At 61.4% G+C, this 22,711-nt stretch carries 23 protein-coding genes; 6 read left to right on the top strand and 17 right to left on the bottom strand.

From position 1 onward, the window contains the following. Positions 1 to 646: 646 nt before the first annotated feature. Together GA0061105_RS02510 and GA0061105_RS02505 are read left to right on the top strand one after the other, a co-directional pair. Positions 647 to 1,141 (top strand): EF-hand domain-containing protein, encoded by a 495-nt coding sequence (locus GA0061105_RS02510; protein ID WP_092747781.1) that lies wholly within the window; start codon positions 647 to 649, stop codon positions 1,139 to 1,141. A 79-nt stretch (positions 1,142 to 1,220) separates the two neighbouring features. After that, entirely contained in the window at positions 1,221 to 1,589 is a 369-nt protein-coding gene (locus tag GA0061105_RS02505; protein ID WP_092747779.1) for a hypothetical protein, read from the top strand. A gap of 34 nt (positions 1,590 to 1,623) precedes the next feature. Here GA0061105_RS02505 and GA0061105_RS02500 read toward each other — a convergent pair whose 3' ends face one another. From GA0061105_RS02500 to GA0061105_RS02465, 8 genes are all read right to left on the bottom strand, one after another. After that, positions 1,624 to 2,085, bottom strand: a complete 462-nt coding sequence (locus GA0061105_RS02500) for a DUF411 domain-containing protein (protein WP_092747777.1) — start codon at positions 2,083 to 2,085, stop codon at positions 1,624 to 1,626. Between the two features lie 57 nt (positions 2,086 to 2,142). Continuing rightward, on the bottom strand, positions 2,143 to 2,430 hold the full coding sequence (locus GA0061105_RS02495; RefSeq protein WP_092747775.1) for a copper-binding protein: 288 nt from the start codon (positions 2,428 to 2,430) through the stop codon (positions 2,143 to 2,145). Between the two features lie 19 nt (positions 2,431 to 2,449). Further along, complete coding sequence (locus GA0061105_RS02490) at positions 2,450 to 2,929, bottom strand: cupredoxin domain-containing protein (RefSeq protein ID WP_092747773.1); 480 nt, start codon at positions 2,927 to 2,929, stop codon at positions 2,450 to 2,452. Between the two features lie 33 nt (positions 2,930 to 2,962). Beyond that, positions 2,963 to 4,309, bottom strand: coding sequence for a multicopper oxidase family protein (locus GA0061105_RS02485; RefSeq protein WP_064691638.1), 1,347 nt, complete (start codon positions 4,307 to 4,309; stop codon positions 2,963 to 2,965). 14 nt (positions 4,310 to 4,323) lie between these two features. Continuing rightward, positions 4,324 to 5,787 carry a TolC family protein gene (locus tag GA0061105_RS02480; RefSeq protein ID WP_092747771.1) on the bottom strand — a complete coding sequence of 488 codons (1,464 nt, stop codon included), beginning with the start codon at positions 5,785 to 5,787 and terminating at the stop codon, positions 4,324 to 4,326. Continuing rightward, positions 5,784 to 6,011, bottom strand: coding sequence for a hypothetical protein (locus tag GA0061105_RS02475; RefSeq protein ID WP_064691640.1), 228 nt, complete (start codon positions 6,009 to 6,011; stop codon positions 5,784 to 5,786). The genes GA0061105_RS02480 and GA0061105_RS02475 overlap by 4 nt, the downstream gene beginning before the upstream one ends. A gap of 91 nt (positions 6,012 to 6,102) precedes the next feature. Further along, positions 6,103 to 6,495, bottom strand: a complete 393-nt coding sequence (locus GA0061105_RS02470) for a hypothetical protein (protein WP_092748307.1) — start codon at positions 6,493 to 6,495, stop codon at positions 6,103 to 6,105. 118 nt (positions 6,496 to 6,613) lie between these two features. Next, positions 6,614 to 7,117 (bottom strand): cytochrome b, encoded by a 504-nt coding sequence (locus tag GA0061105_RS02465; protein ID WP_092747769.1) that lies wholly within the window; start codon positions 7,115 to 7,117, stop codon positions 6,614 to 6,616. A 517-nt stretch (positions 7,118 to 7,634) separates the two neighbouring features. Here GA0061105_RS02465 and GA0061105_RS02455 point away from each other — a divergent pair. Both GA0061105_RS02455 and GA0061105_RS02450 read left to right on the top strand, forming a co-directional pair. Further along, on the top strand, positions 7,635 to 7,967 hold the full coding sequence (locus tag GA0061105_RS02455) for a four-helix bundle copper-binding protein (protein ID WP_092747765.1): 333 nt from the start codon (positions 7,635 to 7,637) through the stop codon (positions 7,965 to 7,967). Positions 7,968 to 8,053: 86 nt separating this feature from the next. Beyond that, the gene (locus tag GA0061105_RS02450) at positions 8,054 to 8,608 is read left to right on the top strand and encodes a c-type cytochrome (RefSeq protein WP_092747763.1); all 555 of its coding nucleotides are present in this window, start codon (positions 8,054 to 8,056) and stop codon (positions 8,606 to 8,608) included. Positions 8,609 to 8,625: 17 nt separating this feature from the next. Here the strand turns inward: GA0061105_RS02450 and GA0061105_RS02445 are convergent, their stop codons facing one another. From GA0061105_RS02445 to GA0061105_RS02425, 5 genes are all read right to left on the bottom strand, one after another. Then, positions 8,626 to 9,306 carry a peroxiredoxin-like family protein gene (locus GA0061105_RS02445; RefSeq protein ID WP_064691644.1) on the bottom strand — a complete coding sequence of 227 codons (681 nt, stop codon included), beginning with the start codon at positions 9,304 to 9,306 and terminating at the stop codon, positions 8,626 to 8,628. Positions 9,307 to 9,381: 75 nt separating this feature from the next. Then, the gene (locus GA0061105_RS02440) at positions 9,382 to 12,627 is read right to left on the bottom strand and encodes an adenylate/guanylate cyclase domain-containing protein (protein ID WP_092747761.1); all 3,246 of its coding nucleotides are present in this window, start codon (positions 12,625 to 12,627) and stop codon (positions 9,382 to 9,384) included. 165 nt (positions 12,628 to 12,792) lie between these two features. Beyond that, positions 12,793 to 15,051 carry a bifunctional diguanylate cyclase/phosphodiesterase gene (locus tag GA0061105_RS02435; protein ID WP_092748305.1) on the bottom strand — a complete coding sequence of 753 codons (2,259 nt, stop codon included), beginning with the start codon at positions 15,049 to 15,051 and terminating at the stop codon, positions 12,793 to 12,795. 334 nt (positions 15,052 to 15,385) lie between these two features. Beyond that, a complete protein-coding gene (locus GA0061105_RS02430) occupies positions 15,386 to 15,766 on the bottom strand; it encodes a hypothetical protein (protein WP_092747759.1) in 381 nt (126 codons plus the stop codon). A 60-nt stretch (positions 15,767 to 15,826) separates the two neighbouring features. Then, positions 15,827 to 16,504 carry a hypothetical protein gene (locus tag GA0061105_RS02425; protein WP_092747757.1) on the bottom strand — a complete coding sequence of 226 codons (678 nt, stop codon included), beginning with the start codon at positions 16,502 to 16,504 and terminating at the stop codon, positions 15,827 to 15,829. 255 nt (positions 16,505 to 16,759) lie between these two features. Here GA0061105_RS02425 and GA0061105_RS02420 point away from each other — a divergent pair, with 255 nt between their 5' ends. Continuing rightward, positions 16,760 to 17,368, top strand: coding sequence for a TerC family protein (locus GA0061105_RS02420; RefSeq protein WP_092747755.1), 609 nt, complete (start codon positions 16,760 to 16,762; stop codon positions 17,366 to 17,368). 68 nt (positions 17,369 to 17,436) lie between these two features. On the opposite strand, the gene GA0061105_RS02415 is transcribed toward GA0061105_RS02420, so the two are convergent. From GA0061105_RS02415 to metG, 3 genes are read right to left on the bottom strand one after another with little or no spacing between them, the layout of a single operon-like run. After that, positions 17,437 to 18,252, bottom strand: a complete 816-nt coding sequence (locus tag GA0061105_RS02415; RefSeq protein ID WP_092747753.1) for an MBL fold metallo-hydrolase — start codon at positions 18,250 to 18,252, stop codon at positions 17,437 to 17,439. Positions 18,253 to 18,256: 4 nt separating this feature from the next. Beyond that, a complete protein-coding gene (locus tag GA0061105_RS02410) occupies positions 18,257 to 19,039 on the bottom strand; it encodes a TatD family hydrolase (protein ID WP_092747751.1) in 783 nt (260 codons plus the stop codon). Positions 19,040 to 19,043: 4 nt separating this feature from the next. Further along, positions 19,044 to 20,594, bottom strand: coding sequence for a methionine--tRNA ligase (gene metG, locus GA0061105_RS02405; RefSeq protein ID WP_092747750.1), 1,551 nt, complete (start codon positions 20,592 to 20,594; stop codon positions 19,044 to 19,046). A 232-nt stretch (positions 20,595 to 20,826) separates the two neighbouring features. On the opposite strand from metG, the gene GA0061105_RS02400 reads away from it, so the two are divergent. Further along, a complete protein-coding gene (locus GA0061105_RS02400; RefSeq protein ID WP_092747748.1) occupies positions 20,827 to 21,615 on the top strand; it encodes a sulfite exporter TauE/SafE family protein in 789 nt (262 codons plus the stop codon). A 68-nt stretch (positions 21,616 to 21,683) separates the two neighbouring features. Here the strand turns inward: GA0061105_RS02400 and GA0061105_RS02395 are convergent, their stop codons facing one another. Beyond that, positions 21,684 to 22,706: a DNA polymerase III subunit delta' gene (locus GA0061105_RS02395; RefSeq protein WP_092747746.1), complete on the bottom strand. Its 1,023-nt coding sequence runs from the start codon at positions 22,704 to 22,706 to the stop codon at positions 21,684 to 21,686. Positions 22,707 to 22,711 lie beyond the last annotated feature (5 nt).

Genomic DNA, 22,711 nt, shown 5'->3' with positions numbered 1-22,711 from the left:
CCGCTGCAGTTTCGATTGGACGAAGGCATTGCCGGCCGTGCTGGTCGCGATAGCGCTTCTGTTCGTGCCGGCTTCCGGCGTGCAAGCGATGCGATGCCATGACCGTTCGGTCGAAGAGCAATTCGAACGTTCCCCCCTCCACAATCATGCCCATGTCTCGAGTCAGAGCGACTTTGAAACACCCGACCACAAGGCCTGCTGCTCAGGGCCATGCGGTTCTTGCACTGCCGCGGTCTTGATGGACCTTCTCGAAGTTCCGGCAGCCCAGGTTTCTTTTCTTCCTTTCGCTGGCAATCAGACCGGCAGCGGCCTGGCATCTGCTCCCACGCTAGGGCCTCCTCGTCTTACTGCCTAAGGATGCCGAATTGCGCCTCGGCGCTATCCGGTCGAATCCGCGGGCCTCCTTTCGAACGCCCAAGACCAACGCTCGGCAACGAGACATTCATGAACGATAACCGTTCCTCATCAGCCTGGAGCACTTATAGCAGGACCGTCTGCATGGCCTTCGTCGGCAAATCGCTCAGGCTGCGCAACTCGTCGATCGACTAGACCGGCGGCAGGTTCGCCGGACACGACACTCGAATCCATTCTGCTCCAGCTTGGAGAAGCAGACGCGGATATAGACCAAACCAAAAGGAGAAACGACATGAGAATGATAAGCATTCCAAACGCGTTCCTGCTGGCCGCGGCGATTGCCGTCGGCAGTGCAGAGCTCGCCCTTGCGCAGACGAGCGGGGCGGATCCGCATCATCCCGCGAACTCGGCGCAGGCGACCCAGCCGTCGGGAATGGCGGACACGACCGCCCAAGGCCAGGGCGCAATGCCGGGCGGATTAGGCATGATGCAGCCTGGCATGATGGGACAAGGTCAAGGCAATACGATGCCAATGCAGTGCATGATGATGCAGCCTGGCTCGTCCGGGGGCATGCCGATGCAGCCCGGCATGATGGGGGGCATGCCGACGACGGGTACGCGCGGATCCATGATGAAGATCATGTTCGCGATCGCTGACACCGACGGGGATGGGGCGCTGTCCTTCGAGGAGGTGACGGCGACCCACAAGCGGATCTTCGGTAGCGTGGACGCCAACAAGGACGGCAAGGTCACGCCCGACGAGATGCAGACGTTCTGGCGGCCGTAGCGGGCGGAGGTCGCCACCGCCAGTCGCGAAACGTCCTGGAATATGGTAGGTTGAAGAGCATTGACCGCGGGAGGGGTAAATGCGCCGAGTGCTTCTGACTTTGATCATTTGCGCCCAGTCCGCATCGGTATCGGTGGCTTCCGAGCATGCGGTCTTCCACACAGCTTCGTTCGGCGGCAGCCGGTCGGTCAGTCTCAGTCTGGCAGAGGGCGGGCCCGCCCGTGATCGGGCTTTCGATTTCGACGTCGTCATCACATTGTCGGAAATCGACCGTGGCGGGGCTGTGCTTTATCGGGACGGAGGAAGACACAAGGCGAGCGTGCGCTGCGTTTCGCCCGCCACCGTGCGTATAAATTCCGCCGACTATCCGATCGACATTTCAGCGCGGCCGGGAACCGACTGGAAGCACGATCTCTGGTCAGCGCTCTGCAACGCCCCGCTCTCCTGATCGGCTTTACGGCAGATTACGGTCGATCGAGGCGTCAGCCCTTCGGGGGGCGGAATTCCATGAACACGAATGGCGCACCGATCCCCGAGGGGATCGCATAGACGTCATAGGACGCCTGCGGGTCATCACCCATTCCGAGCGAACCCGGCGGCATTCCCGGCACGGCGAGCCCCCGGAGCGGCGGTCGCTCGCGCAACAGGCGCCGGATGGCATCGAGCGGCACGTGTCCCTCCAGGTAATATTCGTCGACCACGGCCGTGTGACATCCCTCCAGGTCGCCAGGCACGCCCAGCCGCGCCTTGACCGCGGCGAGGTCGTCGGTATCGCGGGCCTCGACGGAAAACCCTGCCGCCGCCATCGCCTTCGACCATTCATGGCAGCAACCGCAGTTCGGGTCCTTGTAGACTGTCATCTTTACCGGCGCGGCGGCGAAGGCCCAGCCGACAGGCAACGCCATCGCGGAAGTCGCCAGTGCAATGAATCTTCTCCTATGCATCGTCTCCACTCCTCCTGCGCTGCCGCCCGGACGTGGATCCGGGCGGCAGGAGTTCAGCTACTTGACTTCGGTGACCATCAGCTTGCCGTTCACGCGCTCGGCGACGAACTCAATGCTCGAACCTTCCTTCAGCTTGTCGATGAGAGCCGGATCTTCGACCCGGAAAACCATCGTCATCGCGGGCATGTCGAGGTTCTTCAGGTCCTCATGCTTGATGGTAACCTTTTTTGCCTTGACGTCGACCTTGTTGACGACGCCCTTGGTGAACTCCTGGGCGAACGCGCCGGAAGCCGAGCTGGCTGCGAGCAGGGCGGCGACACCGATTTTGATCATTGCAGTTTTCATTTCATGGCTCCTTTGCGCATTACTTTCCGGCGACGCTGACGTCGCCGTGCATGCCGGCTTCGTAGTGGCCTGGGATGAGGCAGGCGAATTTGAACTCGCCGTCGGTGGTGAACTTCCAAACGATCTCGCCGGATTCTCCGGCCGGAAGGCGGATGGAATTGGGATCGGCATGCTCCATTTCCGGGAACTTCTCCATGACCTTCTTGTGCTCCAGGATCTTGTCTTGCTGATCGAGCACAAATTCGTGGTCGACTGTGCCGGCGTTCTTGATCGCGATCTTGACCGTTTGTCCCTTGCGGACATTGAAGACCGCCGGCGTGAACAACATCTTTCCGTCGTCGGTTTCCTTCATCGTGACGCGGATCGTCTGTGTCGCCTTGGCCTTGTCGCCAGGCTCTCCGACAGCCATTTTCTCGCCGTGACCGCCGGCGTGATTGCCGGAGGCGAGGGCAGGGGTTGCAAGCGCTGCGAGCGCCAGTGCCAATAAATGAATTTTCATGTGTAGATCCTTTTTCATGCGGGATATTGAGCCTCAGCCGTTCGTCGGCTTTGGCGTGATTTGCGTCTTCGCGTCTTTGGCCTTGGTCGCGTCCGGCAGCTCACCGGTCCACTCCCAGGCCTGCGTCCCGGGTGGGTTCTCGTACCAGCCCGGATCGGAGTAATCGTCGGCTGAAATGCCCTCGCGGACCTTCACGACGGAGAACATGCCGCCCATCTCGATCGGGCCGTGCGGCCCCCAGCCGGTCATCATCGGGATGGTGTTCTCGGGGATGGGCATTTCCATTTCGCCCATGTCTGCCATGCCCTTGGTGCCCATGGGCATGTATTCCGGCTGCAGCTTCTTGATCTTCTCCGCGACCTTCGATTTATCAACACCGATGAAGGTCGGAATGTCGTGACCCATGGCGTTCATCGTATGGTGTGACTTGTGGCAGTGGATCGCCCAGTCGCCGAGGTACTTGGCGTCGAACTCGTAGGCGCGCATGGCGCCGACGGGGATATCGATGCTCACCTCCGGCCACCGCGCTTCAGGCCGCACCCAGCCGCCATCCGTGCATGTGACCTCGAAGTCATATCCATGCATATGAATGGGATGGTTCGTCATCGTAAGGTTGCCGACCCGCACCCGGACCCTGTCGTTCCTGGAAACGACGAGCGGACTGATGTCCGGAAACACGCGGCTGTTCCAGCACCACATGTTGAAGTCGGTCATTTCCATGACGCGCGGCACATAGGAGCCGGGATCAATGTCGTAGGCATTGAGCAGGAAGACGAAGTCGCGGTCGACCCGCATGAACTGCGGGTCCTTGGGATGGACGACGAAGAATCCCATCATGCCCATCGCCATCTGCACCATTTCGTCGGAGTGCGGGTGGTACATGAAAGTGCCTGATTTCACGAGGTCGAACTCGTAGACATAGGTCTTGCCGACGGGAATATGCGGCTGCGTCAGACCACCGACGCCGTCCATGCCCGATGGCAGTATCATGCCGTGCCAGTGGATCGTCGTGTGCTCCGGCAGCTTGTTGGTAACGAAGATGCGCACCCGGTCGCCTTCGACCGCCTCGATCGTCGGACCCGGAGATTGGCCGTTGTAGCCCCAGAGATAGGCGGTCATGCCGTCGGCCACCTCGCGTTCGACCGGCTCGGCGACGAGGTGGAACTCCTTGACGCCGTTGTTCATCCGGTGGGGCAGGGTCCAGCCGTTGAGGGTGACGACCGGCTGATAGTCCGGGCCAGAAGTCGGGTGGAGCGGCGGTTGCATGTCCGCCGATTCCATTGTCGGGGCGTCCGGCAGCCCCATCGCCGAGGTTTTCGTCCATGCGCCCGCCGCCAGCAGCGCTGCGCTCGCTCCGAACAATTGTCGTCTGTTGAACATGTCGGGTTCCTTTCTCAATGGCCGCCGCCGCTGCTGTCCGAGGCAGCGGCGACTTCGGTCTCTGCCGACGCGTTGGTCGTGCCGCCGCCATAGATCGCAGGCGCGAGGTTGGCTTCGGCGAGCCAGAAGTCGCGCTTGGCGTTGACGGAGAGCAGGATGGAGTTGATCTTGTCGCGCGTGTCGGTGAGCAGCTCGAAGGTGTTGGTGATCATGCCGTTGTACGTCAGCAGGGATTCTTCCTCGACCTTGGTGCGCAGCGGCACGACATTGTTGCGGTAGTGCCGCGCGATGTCGTAGTTCGAGCGATAGGCCTCGTATGCCGAGCGTGCTTCCGAGCGGACGTTGACGGCCCTCTCTGCGAGCTGGTTCGCCGCCCGCATATAGGCCAACTCGGCCTTGCGCATCCGCGCCCTGCCGGTGTCGAAGATCGGGATCGCGAACTCCAGCTCGACCTGGCCGGTGGTTCTGGTGGTCTTCTCCTCGTCCTCGATTTCCCGTTCTGTTTCGAAGCCAGTCAGGATCTCGAGATCGGTAATATAACGCGTTGCTTCGGTGAGCCCATACGACCTTGCGGTTGCCTCCAGCTCAAGCTTCGCCACCTGAAGATCGATGCGATACCTCAGAGCCTCGGCCTCGATCGTATCGCGTCGGACGACGGCCTTGGGCAGCGGCGGCAGGCTGTTCGGAATCTGGTAGTCCAGGTCGGCCCCCCAGAGACCCATCAGCCGTGTGAGCTCCTCCTTGGCAAGACGAGCTGCGAGGCGGGCCTTCGCGGTCTCGCCGGCGAGCTCGGCGACGAACACATGTTCGCGCGCCTGGGCGCCCTTGGTCATCGCGCCGGTCTCGCCAAGTTTCTCCGCAAGTTCGGAAGCGGCGTCCGCCGTCGCCTGGGCGCGTTGCAGCTGCCCGACATTCTCCCAGGCGGCCACCGCCCCGATCCAGGCGCGCCGCGTCTCGGCGGCGACCTGTAGCGTTCTTACGGCGGCGCTCAGCTGCGCCTGGCGGAAGCGGGTGTCGGCGATGGCCACGTCGCGGTTTCTCGTCGCAAGCGCCAGGATGTTCGTCGTGATCACCCCCTCGATGGTCTTGAAGGCCTCCAATCCGGGTGTGCCGATGCCTGTCGCGCCGATCGAGACTATCGGGTTGATGAACATCGTCGACTGCCAGGCATCGGCCGCACTGTCGCCGAGATCGGCGTAGGCAGCCTGAAGGCCCTTATTGTTGAGCAGGGCGATCTGGACCGCCGTCTCGGCGTCGAGGATTTTCCGTCGCGCGAGCAGATTTTTGACCTCAGCGGCGGCCGACCGTGCCTGATTCTGGTTCTGGATCCAGACCGTTTGCTTCGCCGTCGCGATGGCGGTCTTGTCGGCAACGGAAGCGAAGCCTGCCTGCTTGCTGGAATAGTCGCCGCCCGTGACGCAGCCGCCGAGCGCTAGCGGGAACACCAGCACGGCCGTTAATTTTCGGGGACCGATCATGAGGCGTCTCCTTTCGCGGGAGACTGCAGATCGTTCTGTTTACGCCACGGCTTGGGATCGAGGGGCTGCCTGGCGACATAGCCCGAGACCGGTGACCGATATGCGGCCGGGCGCGGCGACGGTTGTTCGACCGCGGCGGAAGACGCGACCACGTCGGGAGGAAGCGTGGATGTGCAGCCGCCGATGACAAGCGGCAGCCCCACCACGAAAAGCGAGGGTTTCATTATGAAATTTCCGAATAAGAGATAACCTACGGGCGCTCGCCCGGAGTCAGGCGGCGACCGAATGGACCCGATCGAGCGGGCGCGTCTCTATTCAGATATTCGGCGGGCGGTGGAGCGGCGGCTGTTCGCCGAAGGTCGTGCGGTCGTCCACGAACTGACGGATCGAGGTGACGACAGCTCCGCCGACGTCGGGGCTTTCACAAATGATGCCGAACCCGCCGCAGAAATCTTTGCAGCATTCCTGCTTGACGAGGTTCGATGTACCGCCATCGTCGGACATGTCGATGCGCGAGTGGTCGTGATGGCCCGCTTCCGCCATGTCGTGGCCTTCATGGGACGGCGACACCTCTGCGGCGACTTGCAGTTCGGGAAACGGGGAACCGTGCATCGCCGCGCTGGCGTTCGCCAGAGAGTACCCCGCCAGTGATACGACGATCACCAGCCGCATCATCACGAGCAGCGTGCTCAATGTGATTCGGTACATCTTTCCCATTCCCAAACAGCTACAGGTAAATCAGCCCGTTTTCAATTGCGGACCTGTCTATGCCCGACATTCGAGTCCTTTATGTGACGCGCATCCCCCGCGCGGTGACGCTCGCCACTCAGATGTTTTTGGCTGACTGCTTCCGGCGCGGCAGCAGCATCCGATCGACCGTGTCGTCACGGGCAACCAGCGTGTGCCAGGCCGCCGCGGCAAGATGCAGCGCCACCATTGCCAGGATGATCTTCGATCCGATGACATGATATGGCGCGATCCCGAACCAGAAGTAGCTTGCGACGAACCCTGTACAGGCCTGTCCGATGATCGCGGCGTAGAAGGCGTGATGAAGCGCCGTGGCGGCTCGGCCGGCCCATGTGCCGGGCGCAGCGGCTTCGGGCGGCTGCAGGAGACGAAGAACCAGACGGGCGCCCATCAGCAGGCCGATCGCTATTCCGGCATAGTTATGAATCTGGTGCTGGACGACGTCCCAATCGGATGGCGTGATCCCCATATGGAGGGCATGATGGATCTTCTCGATGCTGCCGCCAGTCAGATACTGCACCGGCACGATAAGGGCGACCAGCCAGTGAAGCCCTATCTGGACGAGCGAATAACCAGTTCTCATCGATCCTCTCCTCGCGCGGGCGAAGAATAATCGGCTGCCGTTAATGCTTCCTTCGATCCCATGCGAATCGACGAGTGGGCCGCGATCGCCGGATGGCCCCGGAACATTTCTGCGGCGCTACGGTTCTACCGTCGAAGGGAACCCGCGGATGAGATTTGGGAACCTATTCCGCTATATCAGAATTGTTCTCGTCGCACTGGTGGCGGCGAGCCCACTCGGCGTGGCGCCGGCGAAGGCGACCGTTCCAAGCCAGCATTCTGCCATCACTGGTGAGCATCACCTGCGCGGCCATCCGTGCGGACAACGCGCGGTCTGCTGTTCTATGATGCATTGCTGTCCGATCCTGCCGGACTTCGCTGGTGTCGCCGCTCCGAATTTTGACTCGATGCGGCATGAACCGATGCCATCCGCCTATCGGCCGCTGCTTCTCATCCGCAGGATCGATCCGCCTCCCCGGACTTCCGTTGCCTGAGATCGCATCCATCCTCATCAAGGAAGTCGAATAGGAGGCTTCACCATGCATAATATGTCGACCGAAATGAAGAACTGCATCTCCAACTGCCTGAGCTGCTACAGCGAATGTCTGTCGATGGCCATGGGCCACTGCCTTGAGCTGGGCGGGGAGCATACCCGTCCGCCCCACCTCAAGCTGATGATGGCCTGTGCGGAGATCTGCCGCACGTCCGCGCATTTCATGCTCATCGGCTCCGAGCACCACAAGCATGTCTGCCGTGAATGCGCCGAAATCTGCGCCCAATGCGCTGAGGATTGCGAGCGGATCGGTGACATGCAGAGCTGTGTCGATGCTTGCCGCCGCTGCGCCGAAAGCTGCCGCAAGATGGCGGCCTGATCAGGGCAGGAGGCTCGCCCTCTTGCTGCCCAGATGAGAACGGATATCACTGGCAAAGCGGCACGACGGATTGGAAACGCAGCCTTATGAAACAGGCCCTTTTCGCGAAGATGTTCGGACTGCTCTCCACCGTGGGAGCGGTCCTGACGACCGTGGCTCCGTCACCAGCCGCCGAGGAGGTCGTCGCGCTTCGGCAAGCGGACATGAAGGCCATGGCCGTCGCGGCAAAGACGATCGCGGGAATGTTCAACGATCCGGCAAGCTACAATGCCGACCAGTTCAGGTGGGCAGCAGACACCATCCGCGACAGATCGGGCTCTGTTCTCTCCGGACACTTCGCATCCGACGCGGCCAGCCCGCAATCAAAGGCCAAGCCGAACATTGTTGAGGAGCGCGAGCGGTTCGACCGTATCGCGAACGACCTGCGTGACTATGCCGTTGCGCTCGGCGCCGCCGCACAGAATAACCCCGGACCGATGGCTGCGGGCATGCGGATGAAGCCTGGAGAGGCCATGGGCGGCGGCCCGCTCGGGATTCACGTCCGCAGCGGGCAGGGGCTGGCGGCAATGTCAGCGGAACATGTTTTCCACCTCATGCTGCAGAGCTGCACGACCTGCCACGCCCGTTTCAGGGCGCAGTAGCGCAGCCGCAACAGGCCTCAAGCAGCGATGTTCGCCGCCGCCGACATCACATCGCGAGGGGCGGGACCGCCGAACAAGTTGCGGCCACCTTCCTCGACTTCCGTGAAACACCAGCGCACGACGCCATCGCGGTCGAGCAGGAATTCGCCGACGAGCTGTCCGTGGCCGGTGGTGATCATCCGCGTGTCGTCCTCCGTGAATTCATAACCGTCGGCCTTGTCGAGATATTCGACGGCAGCCATCACATCCATGGGCTCTGGTAGCTCGCCCGGCATATCGATCCGCATTGAGGACATGGTGCTCATGCTGACCTTGTGCGGCCAGTCGTTCTCGGATTCGGTGAACTCAATATTGGGCAGGCCGAAGGCTCTGTGCGATACCCGTTCGGGGTCTGAGGCCGCCAGCAAATTGGGAAGCGGATGGTAGCGGAAATAGAGGCGCGCGCGCTCGATTGGCGTATTGACGACTGTCAGGCTGTCGATGCCCTTCTCCTGCAATGCATCGGTGAGTTCGGCCATTGCGGCGATCTGCCGACGGCAAAAGGGGCAATGCAGGCCGCGGAACAAGCCGACGAGCACCGGCTTCTGGCCGCGAAAATCATCGATGGCGATCTTGCCATGGCGGGTGATTGCATCCAGCACCACATTGGGTGCGCGATCTCCAGGTTGTAATGGTCTATCGGCGTGGTTCTCCTGCATTGTGCGTTCCTCCTTTTATGCGTTTGAATCGCTTGGGGTAGTCGCATGTCGAGCGATCGTCGCTCCGCAAAACCTTCAGTCGAGAAACGGCAAGACGACGAATGTGCCAGGGTCGAGCTTGTGGCGGATGCATACATCCTGCGCCAGCGTGAAATACCGTTCCGCTTCGTCCATGTCGTCATGTTCGAGGCTCAGCGTTGCCAAGCCATCATAGCACGGAAACAGCAGTTGCGGCTCGTCAATTTCCTTCGCGACCTCAAGGGCTTCCTCGTAATACTTACGAGCTAGCTTCGGCTGCCCATGACATTGGTGAATCTGCCCTAGCACGATCAGCGGCACGGAGAGATGGTCGCGCTGATCGAGCGCGCGGTCGATTTCGACCGCCTTCTCCGCAGCCGGCACGCCCTCGGCTGAGCAGCGATCGGTGAAGGTGCAGCAGGAGACCGCGAGGTTGGCGAGAAGACGCGCCTGAAAGCCGAGATCACCGATACGGGTGGCGAGCTCCAATCCGCGCCGGCAGATCTTGATGGCGTTGGCGGGATCGACAATCGTGTAGAGGACGCCGAGATTGGAATAGGCACGGCAGGCGGCGCTTTGCAGATCGGCCTTCTCGGCGACCGAGAGGCTGCGCTCCACCTCCTGCACGGCATCGCGTCGACGTCCGAGCCGCGCCAGCGCCGCACCCTTGGTGTTCAGCGCCTCCGCCATCGCCCGCGCTGCCTCCCGTCCTGCCTCCGTCGTTCCGTCAATCGGCAGCGTCTGCAGGCATTGCAGCGCCTGTGTGGCCCATTCGGCGGCAGCAGCCTGATCGCCCATGCGAAAGGCGAGGTGGCCGCGTTCCTGCAGGAGATGGGCATGTTCGACCGGCGCATCGATGGCTGCGATCATGGCTTCGGCTTCGGCGCAATGGGTCTCCGCCAGATCGCGGCGTCCCGCATCGAGATGCAGATGACCGATCTTGCGCAAGATCCTCGCGGCGGCGATCCGATCCTCTTTCAAGCGGTGGGTGGCGAGTGCTTGCTGATAATGGTTCAGGGCGGCGTCGCGCCGGCCTGCAGGACCGCAGAGATCGCCAAGGCGCTCCAGCAGCGCCGATTGCTCCGGCGTCACCTCCGGCTCGTCGGCAAAGGCCGAAAGCGCCTGACGGTAGAGACGCATGGCATCGTCATTGGCATATGTCTTGCGGGCCAGATCGCCCGCCGCCATCAGATAGCTCGCGCCCTTGGCCTTTTCGGTCGTCAGGCTGAAATGATGACCGAGCTGCGCCAGATGCTCTGCGCGATCCGGCGCGATGCCATATCGATGTTCCAGGGCTCTGCCGATCCGTCGGTGAAGCTCCATGCGCCGTTGCAGCAGCAGATTGTGGTAGATGACGTCGTGCATCAGCGTCTGGCTGAAGCGATAGCCCGGCGATATCACCGCGTCCGGTCCATGCAATTCCTCGATGATGTTGGCATCGCAGAGATAATCCAGCGCCGCATCGATGGAGGCCGGGTCGGTCGCGACCTTGCGGAGCAGGGCGGTATCGAACTTCGGGCCGACGACCGCCGCCTCCTGCGCCAAACGCCTGATCTCCTGGGGCAACCGGTCGACGCGGGCGAGCAGCAGCGCCTGCAGATTGACCGGTATGTCGACGTCGGTGTCTTCGGCCGCGACATGCCAGCGCTGACCGTCATTGTGCAGCGTGCCCATGTCGATCAGTCCGCGCAGGATTTCTTCGATGAACAGCGGATTGCCGCCAGCGCGCTCAAGGATGCGCTTGCGCATCGGCGCCGGCAATTTGCCGTGACCCTCGCCGAAAAAGGCGCCAAGCAGCTTCTGCCCATCGGCAGCGAGGAGGGGGCCGAGACGCTGTACGGTGACGCTGACGCGATGGGAGTTCAGGGGGTCGGTCTGCGACGTCGGCCGGTAGACCGCAAGCAGCATCAGCCGGCTGCGCTCCAGCCGGTCCATCATGAAGCGGAGCACCTCCAGCGAGGCGGCATCCGCCCAGTGGAGGTCCTCGATGACAAGCAGGAGAGGACCTTGCGCCAGCCGCCGCTCGAAAACGGTGCGGACCGCATAGAAGATCTGCCGCCGCAACTGTTCCGGCTCGATGTGCCGCAGCGCGCCATCGGGATCGCCGAGGCCGAGGACATGCAGAAAGAGCGGCAAAAGCGCCTCGATGTCATCCGGCGTGAGATCGAGCGCTCGAAACCCCGTCGTCAGCAGTTGTCGCGTCTTGTCGGGAGCGTCGCGCTCGCCGATCCCGTAGGCGCTGCGCACGACCGCAGCGAGCGTGCCGTAGGATTGTTCGCCGAGGGGAGAGCAGGTGGCCTTGCGGATGGCAAGGCCAGGGAAGCGAGCCGCATTGGCTGCGACTCCGACGAATTCGGTAGCCAGACGCGACTTGCCGATGCCCGCTTCACCGATCAGGCGGACAAGCTGCGCGGCGCCGTTACAAGCAAGGTCGAGGCAGGTCAGCAGGCGCGCCAATTCCGCGTCCCGCCCGACCATCGGCGCCTGTAGGCCGAAACTTTCGAGCCCGCGCGCCGTATGCGGCGCCTCCAGCAGCCCGGTGAGCCGATGCACGAGGACGTTTCCAATCTTTCCGCGCAGGGTCTGCGCGCCGAGACTGTCGAAGGCAAAGGCATGGCGGGTGAGGCGGTATGTCAGCGGACCGACCAGAATATCGTTTTCGCCGGCCATGGATTGCAGCCGTTGCGCGGTGTTCACCGTGTCACCGGTCACCGAATAGGATTTGGTACTGGCGGCGCCGAAGCCGCCGGTGACGACAGGCCCGCTATTGATACCGATATGAAGACGCAGCGGCACGCCGGCACGCGACTGCCAGCGCGTGCCGACCGCAGTGGCCCGTTCGATCATATCAAGTGCTGCGCCGAGCGCCCGCACCGGATCGTCCTCATGGGCGACCGGCGCCCCGAACAGCGCCAGCAGTGCATCGCCGACAAATTTGTCGACGAAGCCGCCGTAGGCTTCCACCGCTTGGGTCATCTCTTCGAACAATTCGTTCTGCAGCACCCGCATGATTTCGGGGTCGATCTGCTCGCTCAGCGTCGTGAAGCCGCAGAGATCGGCAAACAGCACCGTCACCGGCCGCCGGTCGGCATCGCCATCGGATTGAGCCGGTACCGCCGCGATGATCGGCTTCGCGGCGGGCTGGGCTTTGCCCGGGATCGATGCACCGCATTTCGGGCAGAAGGCAAAATCGGGCTGACATGGATAGCCGCAGGCCGCGCAGGAGAGGGGTTGCCTTGCGCCGCATCGCGGACAGAAAGCAAAACCGCTCTGAATATCAAAACCGCAGCCGGCGCATTCCATCGCAGGCATCTCACGACAACCCTGTGTGCAACGGCATGACGGCCGCAGCCGGTGGGCTTCAACAGGAGTAAGAATGAACCTGCCGACGAAGACCTGCAAGCACTAATAGCCGGCGACCGACGACCAGGATGTCACGCTCGTTGCCGTTTGAGCCCGAGGCCGACGCTAGCGGCCTGCCTCGGCCGTTCCCTTGTTCCTCCTGCGGCAAAATTCGATCAACTGCTCCGAGGTCATTGGGCGGGCCAGGGCGTAGCCTTGCAGCAAGTGGCAGCCGAGATCTTTCAGGATCTTCGCGTGCTCCATTGTCTCCACGCCTTCGGCTACGATGTCGATGTTCTGTGATCGGCCGATTTCGATAATTGAGGAGACCAGACGGCGTTGAGAAGGGGAGGCGATGATCGGCTTGATGATCTCTCGATCGATCTTAAGCCTTCGGGGCTCAAATCGAAGCAAGCTGACGATGCTGGCATGTTCCGTACCGAAATCGTCGATCTCGATCTCAATACCGAGCGCTTTGATGGCTGGAATTACCTCGTTGAGAGCAGGCTGAAGCTCCTCGAAGGATATCGTTTCCAGCAGCTCGAAACACAGCCGCCCCCTCGCTGCCGGAAGCTCGGACAGCTCGGCGAGCAGATTTGCCTGCGCCAGCCGGCGCGCCGAGATATTGACTGAAACCCGTGGGATGCTCATCCCCAAGCCGTCCCATCTCGTCAGCTCGAACAGGGCCTTTTGCAGGATCAGCCTGTCCATGTCGCCGCTACGCCCGAGCCTTTCCGCAGCACCGAGAAACTCGTTCGGGCCGAGCAGTCCTCGCCGCGGGTGATCCCACCGGGCGAGCGCTTCGACGCCTGCGATAGTCAAGTTGTTTGCATTGAACTGCGGCTGGAAGAACGCGACGAGTTCATCACGTTCGAGCGCTTGGTTGAATTCATCCGCCAATTCCTTCGAATGAATTGCGGCGGTGCGTAGCTCTTCAGTGAAAATGGCCGCGCGGCCACGGCCCGCCTTCTTCGCCTCGTACAGAGCCAGATCGGCATTCAGGAGCAATTGACCGAGGTCTCCGCGAGCCGGTTCCGCCTCCCAGGCGACACCGACGCTTGCTCCGACCACATATGCCGCTCCATCGATGAAGACGGGCCGCTGGAGCGCATCGACAATCTGCTTGGCCATTTCCGTTGCCCTCGGCTCGGGATTGGCGCTCCAGCTGGCGAATATGAATTCGTCGCCGCCGATCCGAGCCGCGACGTCGTTTGGGCCGGTCAGATCGGCGAGGCGCGAAGCCGTTGTTTGCAGGACGATGTCGCCGCCGGCATGGCCTTTCGTGTCGTTGATCTCCTTGAACCGGTCAAGGTCGATATGAATGAGAATCAGGCAATCTTGCGGACCCGGCCGCGGCGGTTGCGAGATCATCTGGTCGACGAACCGTCGATTAGCAAGCCCCGTCAGGGCGTCGTGCAGCGACAGGTATTCCAGCCGCTGCCGCGCACGAACGAGCTTCTTCTTGTGCAGGCGAAGTTTTTCAATGGTTCCTTGGCGCGACTTGGTCAGAAAGCCGACCCAGACGATGGGTGCAACGACACAGAAGGCCAACAGGCTGGCATAAGCCTCGAAGGTGCCGATCCCGCTATTTCTACCCCATCCATGCTTGGGACGCGCGGCGAGGGTCCATCTGCCGTAGGTCATATCGACATTTGCCAAGACCGGTTCCTTTTGAAAGGTCTCCAGGCTGCCGAGAAAAACCTGTTTCGAGGAATTCGGCTCCGGGGCGGTGCTGATGGCAATCTCCAGCTCGGTCGAACCGAGACCACTGTCTGCATAAAGCCTTGGAATATCTATGACTCCGGAAAGCAGGCCCCAGAAGATCTGGCTATTTCCGTCATCGGTATAAACCGGGCACCTGACCACGAAAGCCGTTCCGCCTTGGACAAGTTCGACCGGGCCAGTCAACACGATATTGTGGGTGTTGCGCGCCAGCATCGCGGCGGCCCTTTGCTTCTCATTCTTTCGGTAGTCGAGCCCGATAGCCCTTTCATTTCCTTTTTCGGGATAGACCCATCTGACAACCATGTCCGGGGCCGCGGCGAAGCTTCGCAATTGGGACTCAGGCTGCAGGATCTGTGCGGCAAGTTTGGAAAATCCGTTCTGACCCATTGCTGGATCGACGGCGATACCGGCCGCCAGTCCTTGCAACAGCTTCACATTGCTATTGAAGTTCGTCTGCAGCCGGGATGAGATTGTGGCAAGCTCTCCGGCAACGATCGAGCGTTCATCAGCCAAAGTTCGCTCCAGCCGCCAGTTCGTTGCCACCCAGACGACGATGATTGCAATAATGGCCGCAAATATTGCCGGAGCGAAGGCGATCGCATAGCTGGGTAGGGAGCCCGCGCAGCTGCGCGCTATTTTTTGATCTTTTCGAAATTTCATCAGATCGCCGGTTTGGATGATAGGCCTCATCGTTGCACAGTTTCTTTAAGGCAAAGCTAAACCGACCAGGCGCAATCGGGAGGCCAATGTGGGTCACATGTCGTCAGTCCGCGCGCGCACCCACATATCTTGCCGGCCGGGGAGAGGCGGCGCGCTCGCTCGGAGCCAGTATTCCTACCGGCATGTCGCACTTGGAAATAGAACCCACCCGACGTAAAACGTAGATCACATAAGATAGATTATGGAACGAAAACCTTTGCCAGCTACGCCAAAAGCTTACGTCCTTGCCTGACCGACGTCTTCTCCGTCGTCCGGCTCGAACCCGGCCGATTATTCACCACCGTCTCGCCTGCGAAGCGTGACCGGCAAGTCCGGCCAGCAATACGCCGAATGGCAGGTTCCTGATGACCCTCGCTACCGCGAAGGCTACACCGGTGGCGATCGCGAGCTTAAACCAAGGATAATCCCCGAGCTGCACATGCGCATTTGCATCGACTGACGTTGCCTTGGCTTTCAGCGCTGCTTCCGCATCCTCACGCAGCAGGCCAATGCGGGCGCGCAACAGCCTTAGCTCCAGCTGCAGTCGGTGCAGGCTTTGGTCGGCCTTTTCACGTGCGGACTCGGCGACCGCATCGGCAAAAGGTAGTTCTCCTTCCGCGACCAGTTCATCCGGATCGGGCGGAAGAAAGCCGTCGCGGTTGATGGATGATTGCATGAACGTCTCCTCGAATAGCGAGCCCAAGAGATGCCCGGCATTGCGTCGGCTTGGTTCACATCAATGATCGCGCCGGAAACCCTGGCTCTGATGGGATCCGCCTTGCGACTGGGTCTGCGACTGCTGATCCGGATGCTCCGATGACGTTGAACCGCCTGTGAAGGTATAGGCACGCACCTTGGCGCTTCCGTGCGCGGTATCGCGCACCGCGACCGGTCGCGCCTCGCCGGCAGACGACCCTTCAAATGCGCTTTCGGACACCGCCAGGTCTTCCGCGGCTCTGCCGCCGCGGGCCGAGCCGGCAAAACCCGTATTGGATCCGCCTTGGCGGCCGCTTTCCGATAACCAGAGATCAGCTCGCTCATCGATGTCGATGCTGCCCTCGTCGTCCAGAATATCGTGAACGGTTTCATAGAGCGCGTCGTCGATATCATTGACCTGGACGAGAAAGCCGCCTCGCCTCAGCCCTTCTGCATACATCGCCCGATCCTCGTCCGGGAAGAAGAAGTCGGCCAGCGCATCGAAGAAGCCGCTGCGATCGTCGCTCATGACGCCGGCATTTGTTTCATCCGCCTCATATCCCGGCATCAATCTTATTCTAGCGACCGGCACGCCCGCGTCCTCGAGACGGGAGACCGCGGATTCGGCTTCTGACCGGCTGTCGAAAAATGCGGTAAGGCTGCCGCCGCCCATCGGGCCTGAAAAAGCCGGATTGGTATCGTTGTGAATGTTGCTCACGGAACGCTCCTCTCGATGTCTCGTTCCAGCCGTCGAACCGACGCCTGGTTTCTGACTTGAAGAACCGGCGGCCGCGATGAATGTTCCACGCAATGGCAACGGCCCGGCGCTATTCCACCTGCAGTTCCATAACGTTGTCGCCTATCTTTTCGGATGCATCAGGCAGTGAATTGCACCGTCTGTTCTATCCCTCGGCGGTTGACGTCAAACCGTCGAGACGCTAGCACGGCACTTGACGTATAGGGGACATTTCATATGGACATCTTCACGGCAGCCGGTATGACGGCTTTGCTGCAGGTCATTGCTATCGACCTTGTTCTCGCCGGCGACAACGCCGTGGTTATCGGTCTCGCCGCTGCCGGCCTTGAGGCCACGCAACGGCGAAAGGCGATCGTCATCGGCATTCTTGCCGCAACGATCCTGCGTATTCTTTTTGCCAGTGTTGCCGTCTACCTGCTGGCGATCGTCGGCCTGCTGCTGGCCGGCGGCCTGCTGCTGCTTTGGGTCTGCTGGAAGATGTGGCGCGAGCTTCGCAACGGCCACCACGAGGAAGAGGTAGCCGAAAGCGGCGAAGGCGTTCCGAAAAAGACCTTCTTTCAGGCAGCGACCCAGATCGTCGTTGCCGACGTTTCGATGTCGCTCGATAACGTGCTCGCCGTTGCGGGCGCCGCGCGCGAACATCCGAGCGTGTTGGTCATCGGCCTTGGCCTGTCGATCGCGCTGATGGGCATCGCGGCGCACTTCATCGCCCGGCTGCTCAGCCGTCATCGCTGGATCGCGTATGTCGGTCTGCTGATCATCCTCTATGTCTCGCTTGACATGATTTATCGCGGCGCGGTCGAGCTTCTTCCCTATATCCAGTGACCTGCGGCACGGGTCGGGTTCAACCCAGATCCCGCTTTGACAGTCCTTGGGACGCCGCAGCGCTTGAGTTATACGAGAAACTCGATCTCGAAGCTCATCTGGTCAAACGCCGGCACCACATGGTCCGGCGTCTGATCCATCACCGCATCGTAGTCCAGCGGCGTATGCATATGGGTGAGAATCGCCCGTTTCGGCTTCAGCCGGCCGATCCAATCGAGCGACTGTTCCAGCGACAGATGGCTTGGATGATAGCTATATTGCAGGGCGTCGATGATCAGCACATCGAGGTTTTGCAGTTTCTCGACGGTCTGCGGCGGGAAATCGCTGATATCGCTGCAATAAGCCACATCGCCGATCCGGAAGCCGAGCGAATGAATATCGCCATGCTGCTGGATATGCGGTGAAAACTCGATCTTGCCGCCGGGGCCGCGGATTTCGACGGGTTCGTCGAAATTTTCAATGACAATGGGCAGCACGATCGGCGGATAATTGCTGCCCGGCGGCGTTTCCAGGCAATAGCCGAAGGCTTCACGCAGCCTGTCCATCGTAAATTGGTCGGCAAAGATTGGCACCCGGCGGCGCGTATTGTGAAAATAGCCGCGCAGATCGTCGATGCCATGAATATGGTCTGCATGGGGATGGCTGTAGAGCACCGCATCGACATGGTCGACCCCTGCCCTGATCATCTGCTCGCGAAAATCCGGCCCGGTGTCGATAATGACCGTTGTCACCCCGTCAGGGCCGAATTGCTGCACCATGAACGAGGCGCGCGTACGCCGGTTCTTTGGGTTGTCGGGATTGCAGGCGCCCCAGTCGCCGGTGATGCGCGGAACCCCCGGTGACGACGAACAGCCGAGAATGGTGAAACGCCGCCGGTAGAGCACGCTCTCAGACCCTTGGCATTTTCGAGAACAGGCGGAAAGCGTTCTCCGTGGTGATCCGCGCAACTTCGGCATAGGAAAGGCCGATCGTCTCGGCGAGCACTTCGGCCGTGTTGACGACATAGGACGGCTCGTTGCGCTTGCCGCGCCAGCGCTTCGGCGCGAGATAGGGCGCGTCGGTCTCAACCAGCAGCCGCTCATGCGGGATGGTCTTGGCGATCTCGCGCAACTCGTCCGATTTCGGGAAGGTCAGGATGCCCGAGAAGGAAACATAGCCACCAAGGTCGACGCCGGCTTTCGCCAGTTCCGGACCGGCAGAGAAGCAGTGCAGAATGAAGGGAAAGGCCCCCTTCCCCGCTTCTTCCGTCAGAATGTCAGCCATGTCTTCGTCGGCGCTGCGGCTGTGGATGACGAGCGGAAGCTGGGTTTCCCGGGCGGCGGCGATATGCCGGCGAAAGCCGGTTTGCTGGTCCTCGGGCTTCTGCGTATCATAGAAGTAGTCGAGGCCGGCTTCACCGATTGCGACAATCTTTTCATGGGCATTGGCCAGGCGCACCAGATCTTCCGTCTGAATATCCAGCTCGTCGCCGGCATTGTTTGGATGGGTGCCGACCGAGCAGAAGACGGACGGATATTTCTCGGTGATGGCGAGCAGTCCCTCGAGCTTGCGCACCCGCGTTGAGATCGTCACCATCTGCTTGACGCCGGCTTGGTGGGCACGCGTGACGATCTCGTCGCGCTCCGCCTCGAAATCGGCGAAATCGAGATGGCAATGGGTATCGATCAGCACCGCCTCAGACCTCCGGAGCCACATAGCGCGGGAAGACCGGCATCGGTGCTTCGAGTTCCGTGCCGGCGACGAGGCGGCCCGCCTCGCCAAGGGCGGCAAAATCACGCTTGTCGGCGGGCGCGGCGACGAGATCGAGAAGCTTGCCGGATGATTCCGGCATGAAAGGCTGCAGCAGGATGGCGATCTGGCGCACGACCTCGGCGGTGACGTAAAGCACCGTGCCCATACGCGCCGGATCCGTCTTCTTCAGCGCCCAGGGCGCCTGACCGGCGAAATAGCGGTCGGCCTCCGAAACGACTGCAATGATCGAGGCGAGCGCACGATGGATGAGCTGTTTATCCATGTCATCGCGCGTCGACGCATGCAGCGCATCGGCCTGGGCCAGCATCGCCTTGTCCTCGTCGCTGAGGGGCCCGCATTCCGGCATCTTGCCGTCGCAGTTCTTGAAGATCATGGACAGCGAGCGGCTGGCCAGATTGCCGATGCCGTTGGCGAGGTCGGAATTGATGCGCGTGCCGATCGCCTCTTCGCTATAGCTGCCGTCCTGACCGAAGGAGACTTCGCGCAGGAAGAAGTAGCGCACCTGGTCGAGCCCGAAATGATTGACCAGATTGACCGGATCGACGACGTTGCCGAGCGACTTCGACATCTTCTCGCCCTTGTTGAGCAGGAAGCCATGGGCAAAGACGCGCTTCGGCAGCGGTAGCTTCGCCGACATCAGGAACGCCGGCCAATAGACGGCATGGAAGCGGATGATGTCCTTGCCGATGATGTGCACGTCCGCCGGCCAGTATTTTGCCCTTGGGCCGGTCCTGTCCTCGATATAGCCTGTCGCAGTGATGTAGTTGGTCAGCGCGTCCACCCAGACATACATCACGTGGGCGGGATCGTTCGGCACCTTGATCCCCCAGTCGAAGGTCGTGCGCGAGACCGACAGATCCTTCAGGCCTGATTTGACGAAGGATATCACCTCGTTGCGGCGTTCGGCCGGACCGATAAAATCGGGATTGGCCTCGTAATGGGCGAGCAGCCTGTCCTGGTATTCGGAGAGCTTGAAGAAATAGCTCGCCTCCTCCACCCACTCGACGGGCGTGCCCTGCGGGCCGTAGCGTACGCCGTCGGCGCGTAGCTCCGTCTCATTTTCCTGGTAATAGGCCTCGTCGCGCACCGAATACCAGCCGGCATAACTGTCCTTGTAGATATCGCCGTTATCGGCCATCAGCTTCCAGATATTCCCGGATGTCTCGTGATGACGCTCCTGGGTGGTGCGGATGAAGTCGTCGTTCGAGGCATTCAGGAGCTTCGCCATCGCCTGGAATTCGCCGGAGTTGCGGTCGGCAAGCGCCTGCGCGGTGATCCCCTCGGCGCGCGCCGTCTGCTGCATCTTCTGGCCGTGTTCGTCGGTGCCCGTCAGAAAGAAGACGTCCCTGCCATCCAGGCGCTGGTAGCGCGCCATCGCATCCGTCGCGATCAGCTCATAGGCGTGGCCGATATGCGGTTTGCCGTTGGGATAGGAAATCGCGGTGGTGATGTAGAAGGGCGTCTTGTCTGTCATGGCGGCCAATGTCCGGCTTATTCTATCAATGGTTAGCCGCTCTTAGCGCATGTCACCGTCAAGCGAAACATCAAGTTTCGCTGCCATCCATGATTTCCGGCACACTGGGTCGTGAACTTGACTCCGTCTCGGACGCAATTTACCGGTCGTGAGAAAGAGGGGCAGGACCGAACGAAGTGCCAGTTTTCACCTATTGCAATTGCTGTGGCTGGGCGCCGTCGGAGGCGCTTGTTTGACATTCGAGCCTCTCTATTCGCTTTCGGGCCTGTTTGTCGGCGCACTTGTGGGCATCACCGGCGTCGGCGGCGGTTCGCTGATGACACCCCTGCTGGTGTTGCTCTTCGGTGTCCATCCCGCAACTGCGGTCGGCACCGATCTTCTCTATGCGGCGATCACCAAGGCGGCGGGCACCGCCGTCCACGGCATGCATGGGCGCGTCAACTGGAAGATCGTCGGCAGTCTCGCCGCCGGCAGCGTGCCGGCTGCCTTGTTGATGCTTTGGCTGCTGGCGGGCGTCGATCGCAAGAGCATCGGCGTGACCAACACCATTACATCAGCGCTCGGTTGGCTTCTCGTCATGACCGCGGTCATGCTGATCTTTCGCCGCCCGATACTTGAATTGGCGCGCCGCGCTATCGGCGAACGCACGCCGCCGCGGCCGGCGACCATTCTTACCCTCACCGTCACTCTCGGATTCTGTCTCGGCGTGCTTGTCACCTTGACCTCGGTTGGCGCCGGTGCGCTTGGTGTGACGATCCTGCTTGTTCTCTATCCCAGGCTCGATGTGCGCGAGATCGTCGGTTCCGATATCGTCCACGCCGTACCGCTGACCCTGATCGGCGGCACCGGCTACTGGCTGATCGGCGAGATCGACTGGCCGATGCTCTTTGCCCTGCTCGTCGGCTCGATTCCCGGCATCGTTCTGGGAAGCCTTCTGGCGCCGAAACTGCACGAACGCACCATCCGCATTGTTCTTGCCGTGACGCTTGGCGTCGTCGCATGGAAGCTGCTGGCCGGCTGAAACCGCTCTAACCGTTTGGATCTACGCGATTGCCGGCAAAAGCGCTTCGCGCTTTGACTGGAATTGCCCTAGGGACCGGGCTGCTTGATGTCGGCGAGAATGCTGATGATCGTCTGCTTCCGGTCGAGATTATAGGCGTCGGAAACGGCAAGCCGCTCGGTGATGTTGGAATAGAGCCGCGCCAGCCGTTCGGCTGTGGCGATCTGCCCCTCGCCTGCCGCCGCACGAGCGCGGCTCATGATGTCGTCGCCAACGTGGCTGACGAAGAAATCGAAAATCGTGTCGCTTTCCTTGCCCGAAAGTGCCTCGGCCAGCCGATGCATTGCCTTGCGAGCCGTTGGCCCCTCGGCGGAAAACACCTGGTCGTAACAGGCGATGATTTCGCCGCCGCCATAGTTCAAGAGCTTCAAGGCTTCGCCGACGCTGCCCTTGGCCGCTGAAAGCACGCCGCCCTCGCCCGATAGACCGAGATGGGCAAGAGCCGCAATGAGCGCTTCGTCGGCAAGCGGCGCCAGTTTCAACGGCAGGCAGCGCGAGCGGATCGTCGGCAGCAGCCGGCCCGGTGCGTGCGAAAGCACCAGAAACAGCGCCCGCTTCGGCGGCTCCTCGAGGATCTTCAGGATGGCATTGGCCGCGTTGCGATTCATGTCGTCGGCCGGGTCGATTATGACGATCCGCCAGTTGCCGGTCCCCGAGGTCTGCGAGAAGAACTTTCCGGCGCGGCGCACCTCGTCGACGGTAATCGCCGATTTCACCTTGCCCGTTTTTTCGTCCACTGGCCGGGCGAGATGCAGGAGGTTGTGCGAGGCACCGGAGGCGATCTGCCGGCTGACGGCGGAGGCGGGATCAGGATCGCCGATCGTCTCCGGCGCCGCGTCGGGATCGGGATGCGAGAGTACGTGATTGGCGAAGCGGAAGGCGAGCGTCGCCTTGCCGATGCCCTCCGGCCCTTCGATCAGGATGGCGTGATGGCCCTTGCCGGATCGGTAGGACTGGGCAAGGAACGCCTCCGCCTCCTCATGGCCAAAAAGCTTCGTATTTTCCGCGGGCCAGATGGCGCCGTCCAGCAGTCCCGGCCTATCGTCACTCATAATCG

The sequence above is a fragment of the Rhizobium aethiopicum genome (assembly GCF_900094625.1).
GTDB classification, from domain to species: Bacteria; Pseudomonadota; Alphaproteobacteria; order Rhizobiales; family Rhizobiaceae; genus Rhizobium; species Rhizobium aethiopicum.
The sequence above is the reverse complement of the archived record's forward strand: the minus strand, read 5'-3'. Positions and strand labels throughout refer to the sequence as shown.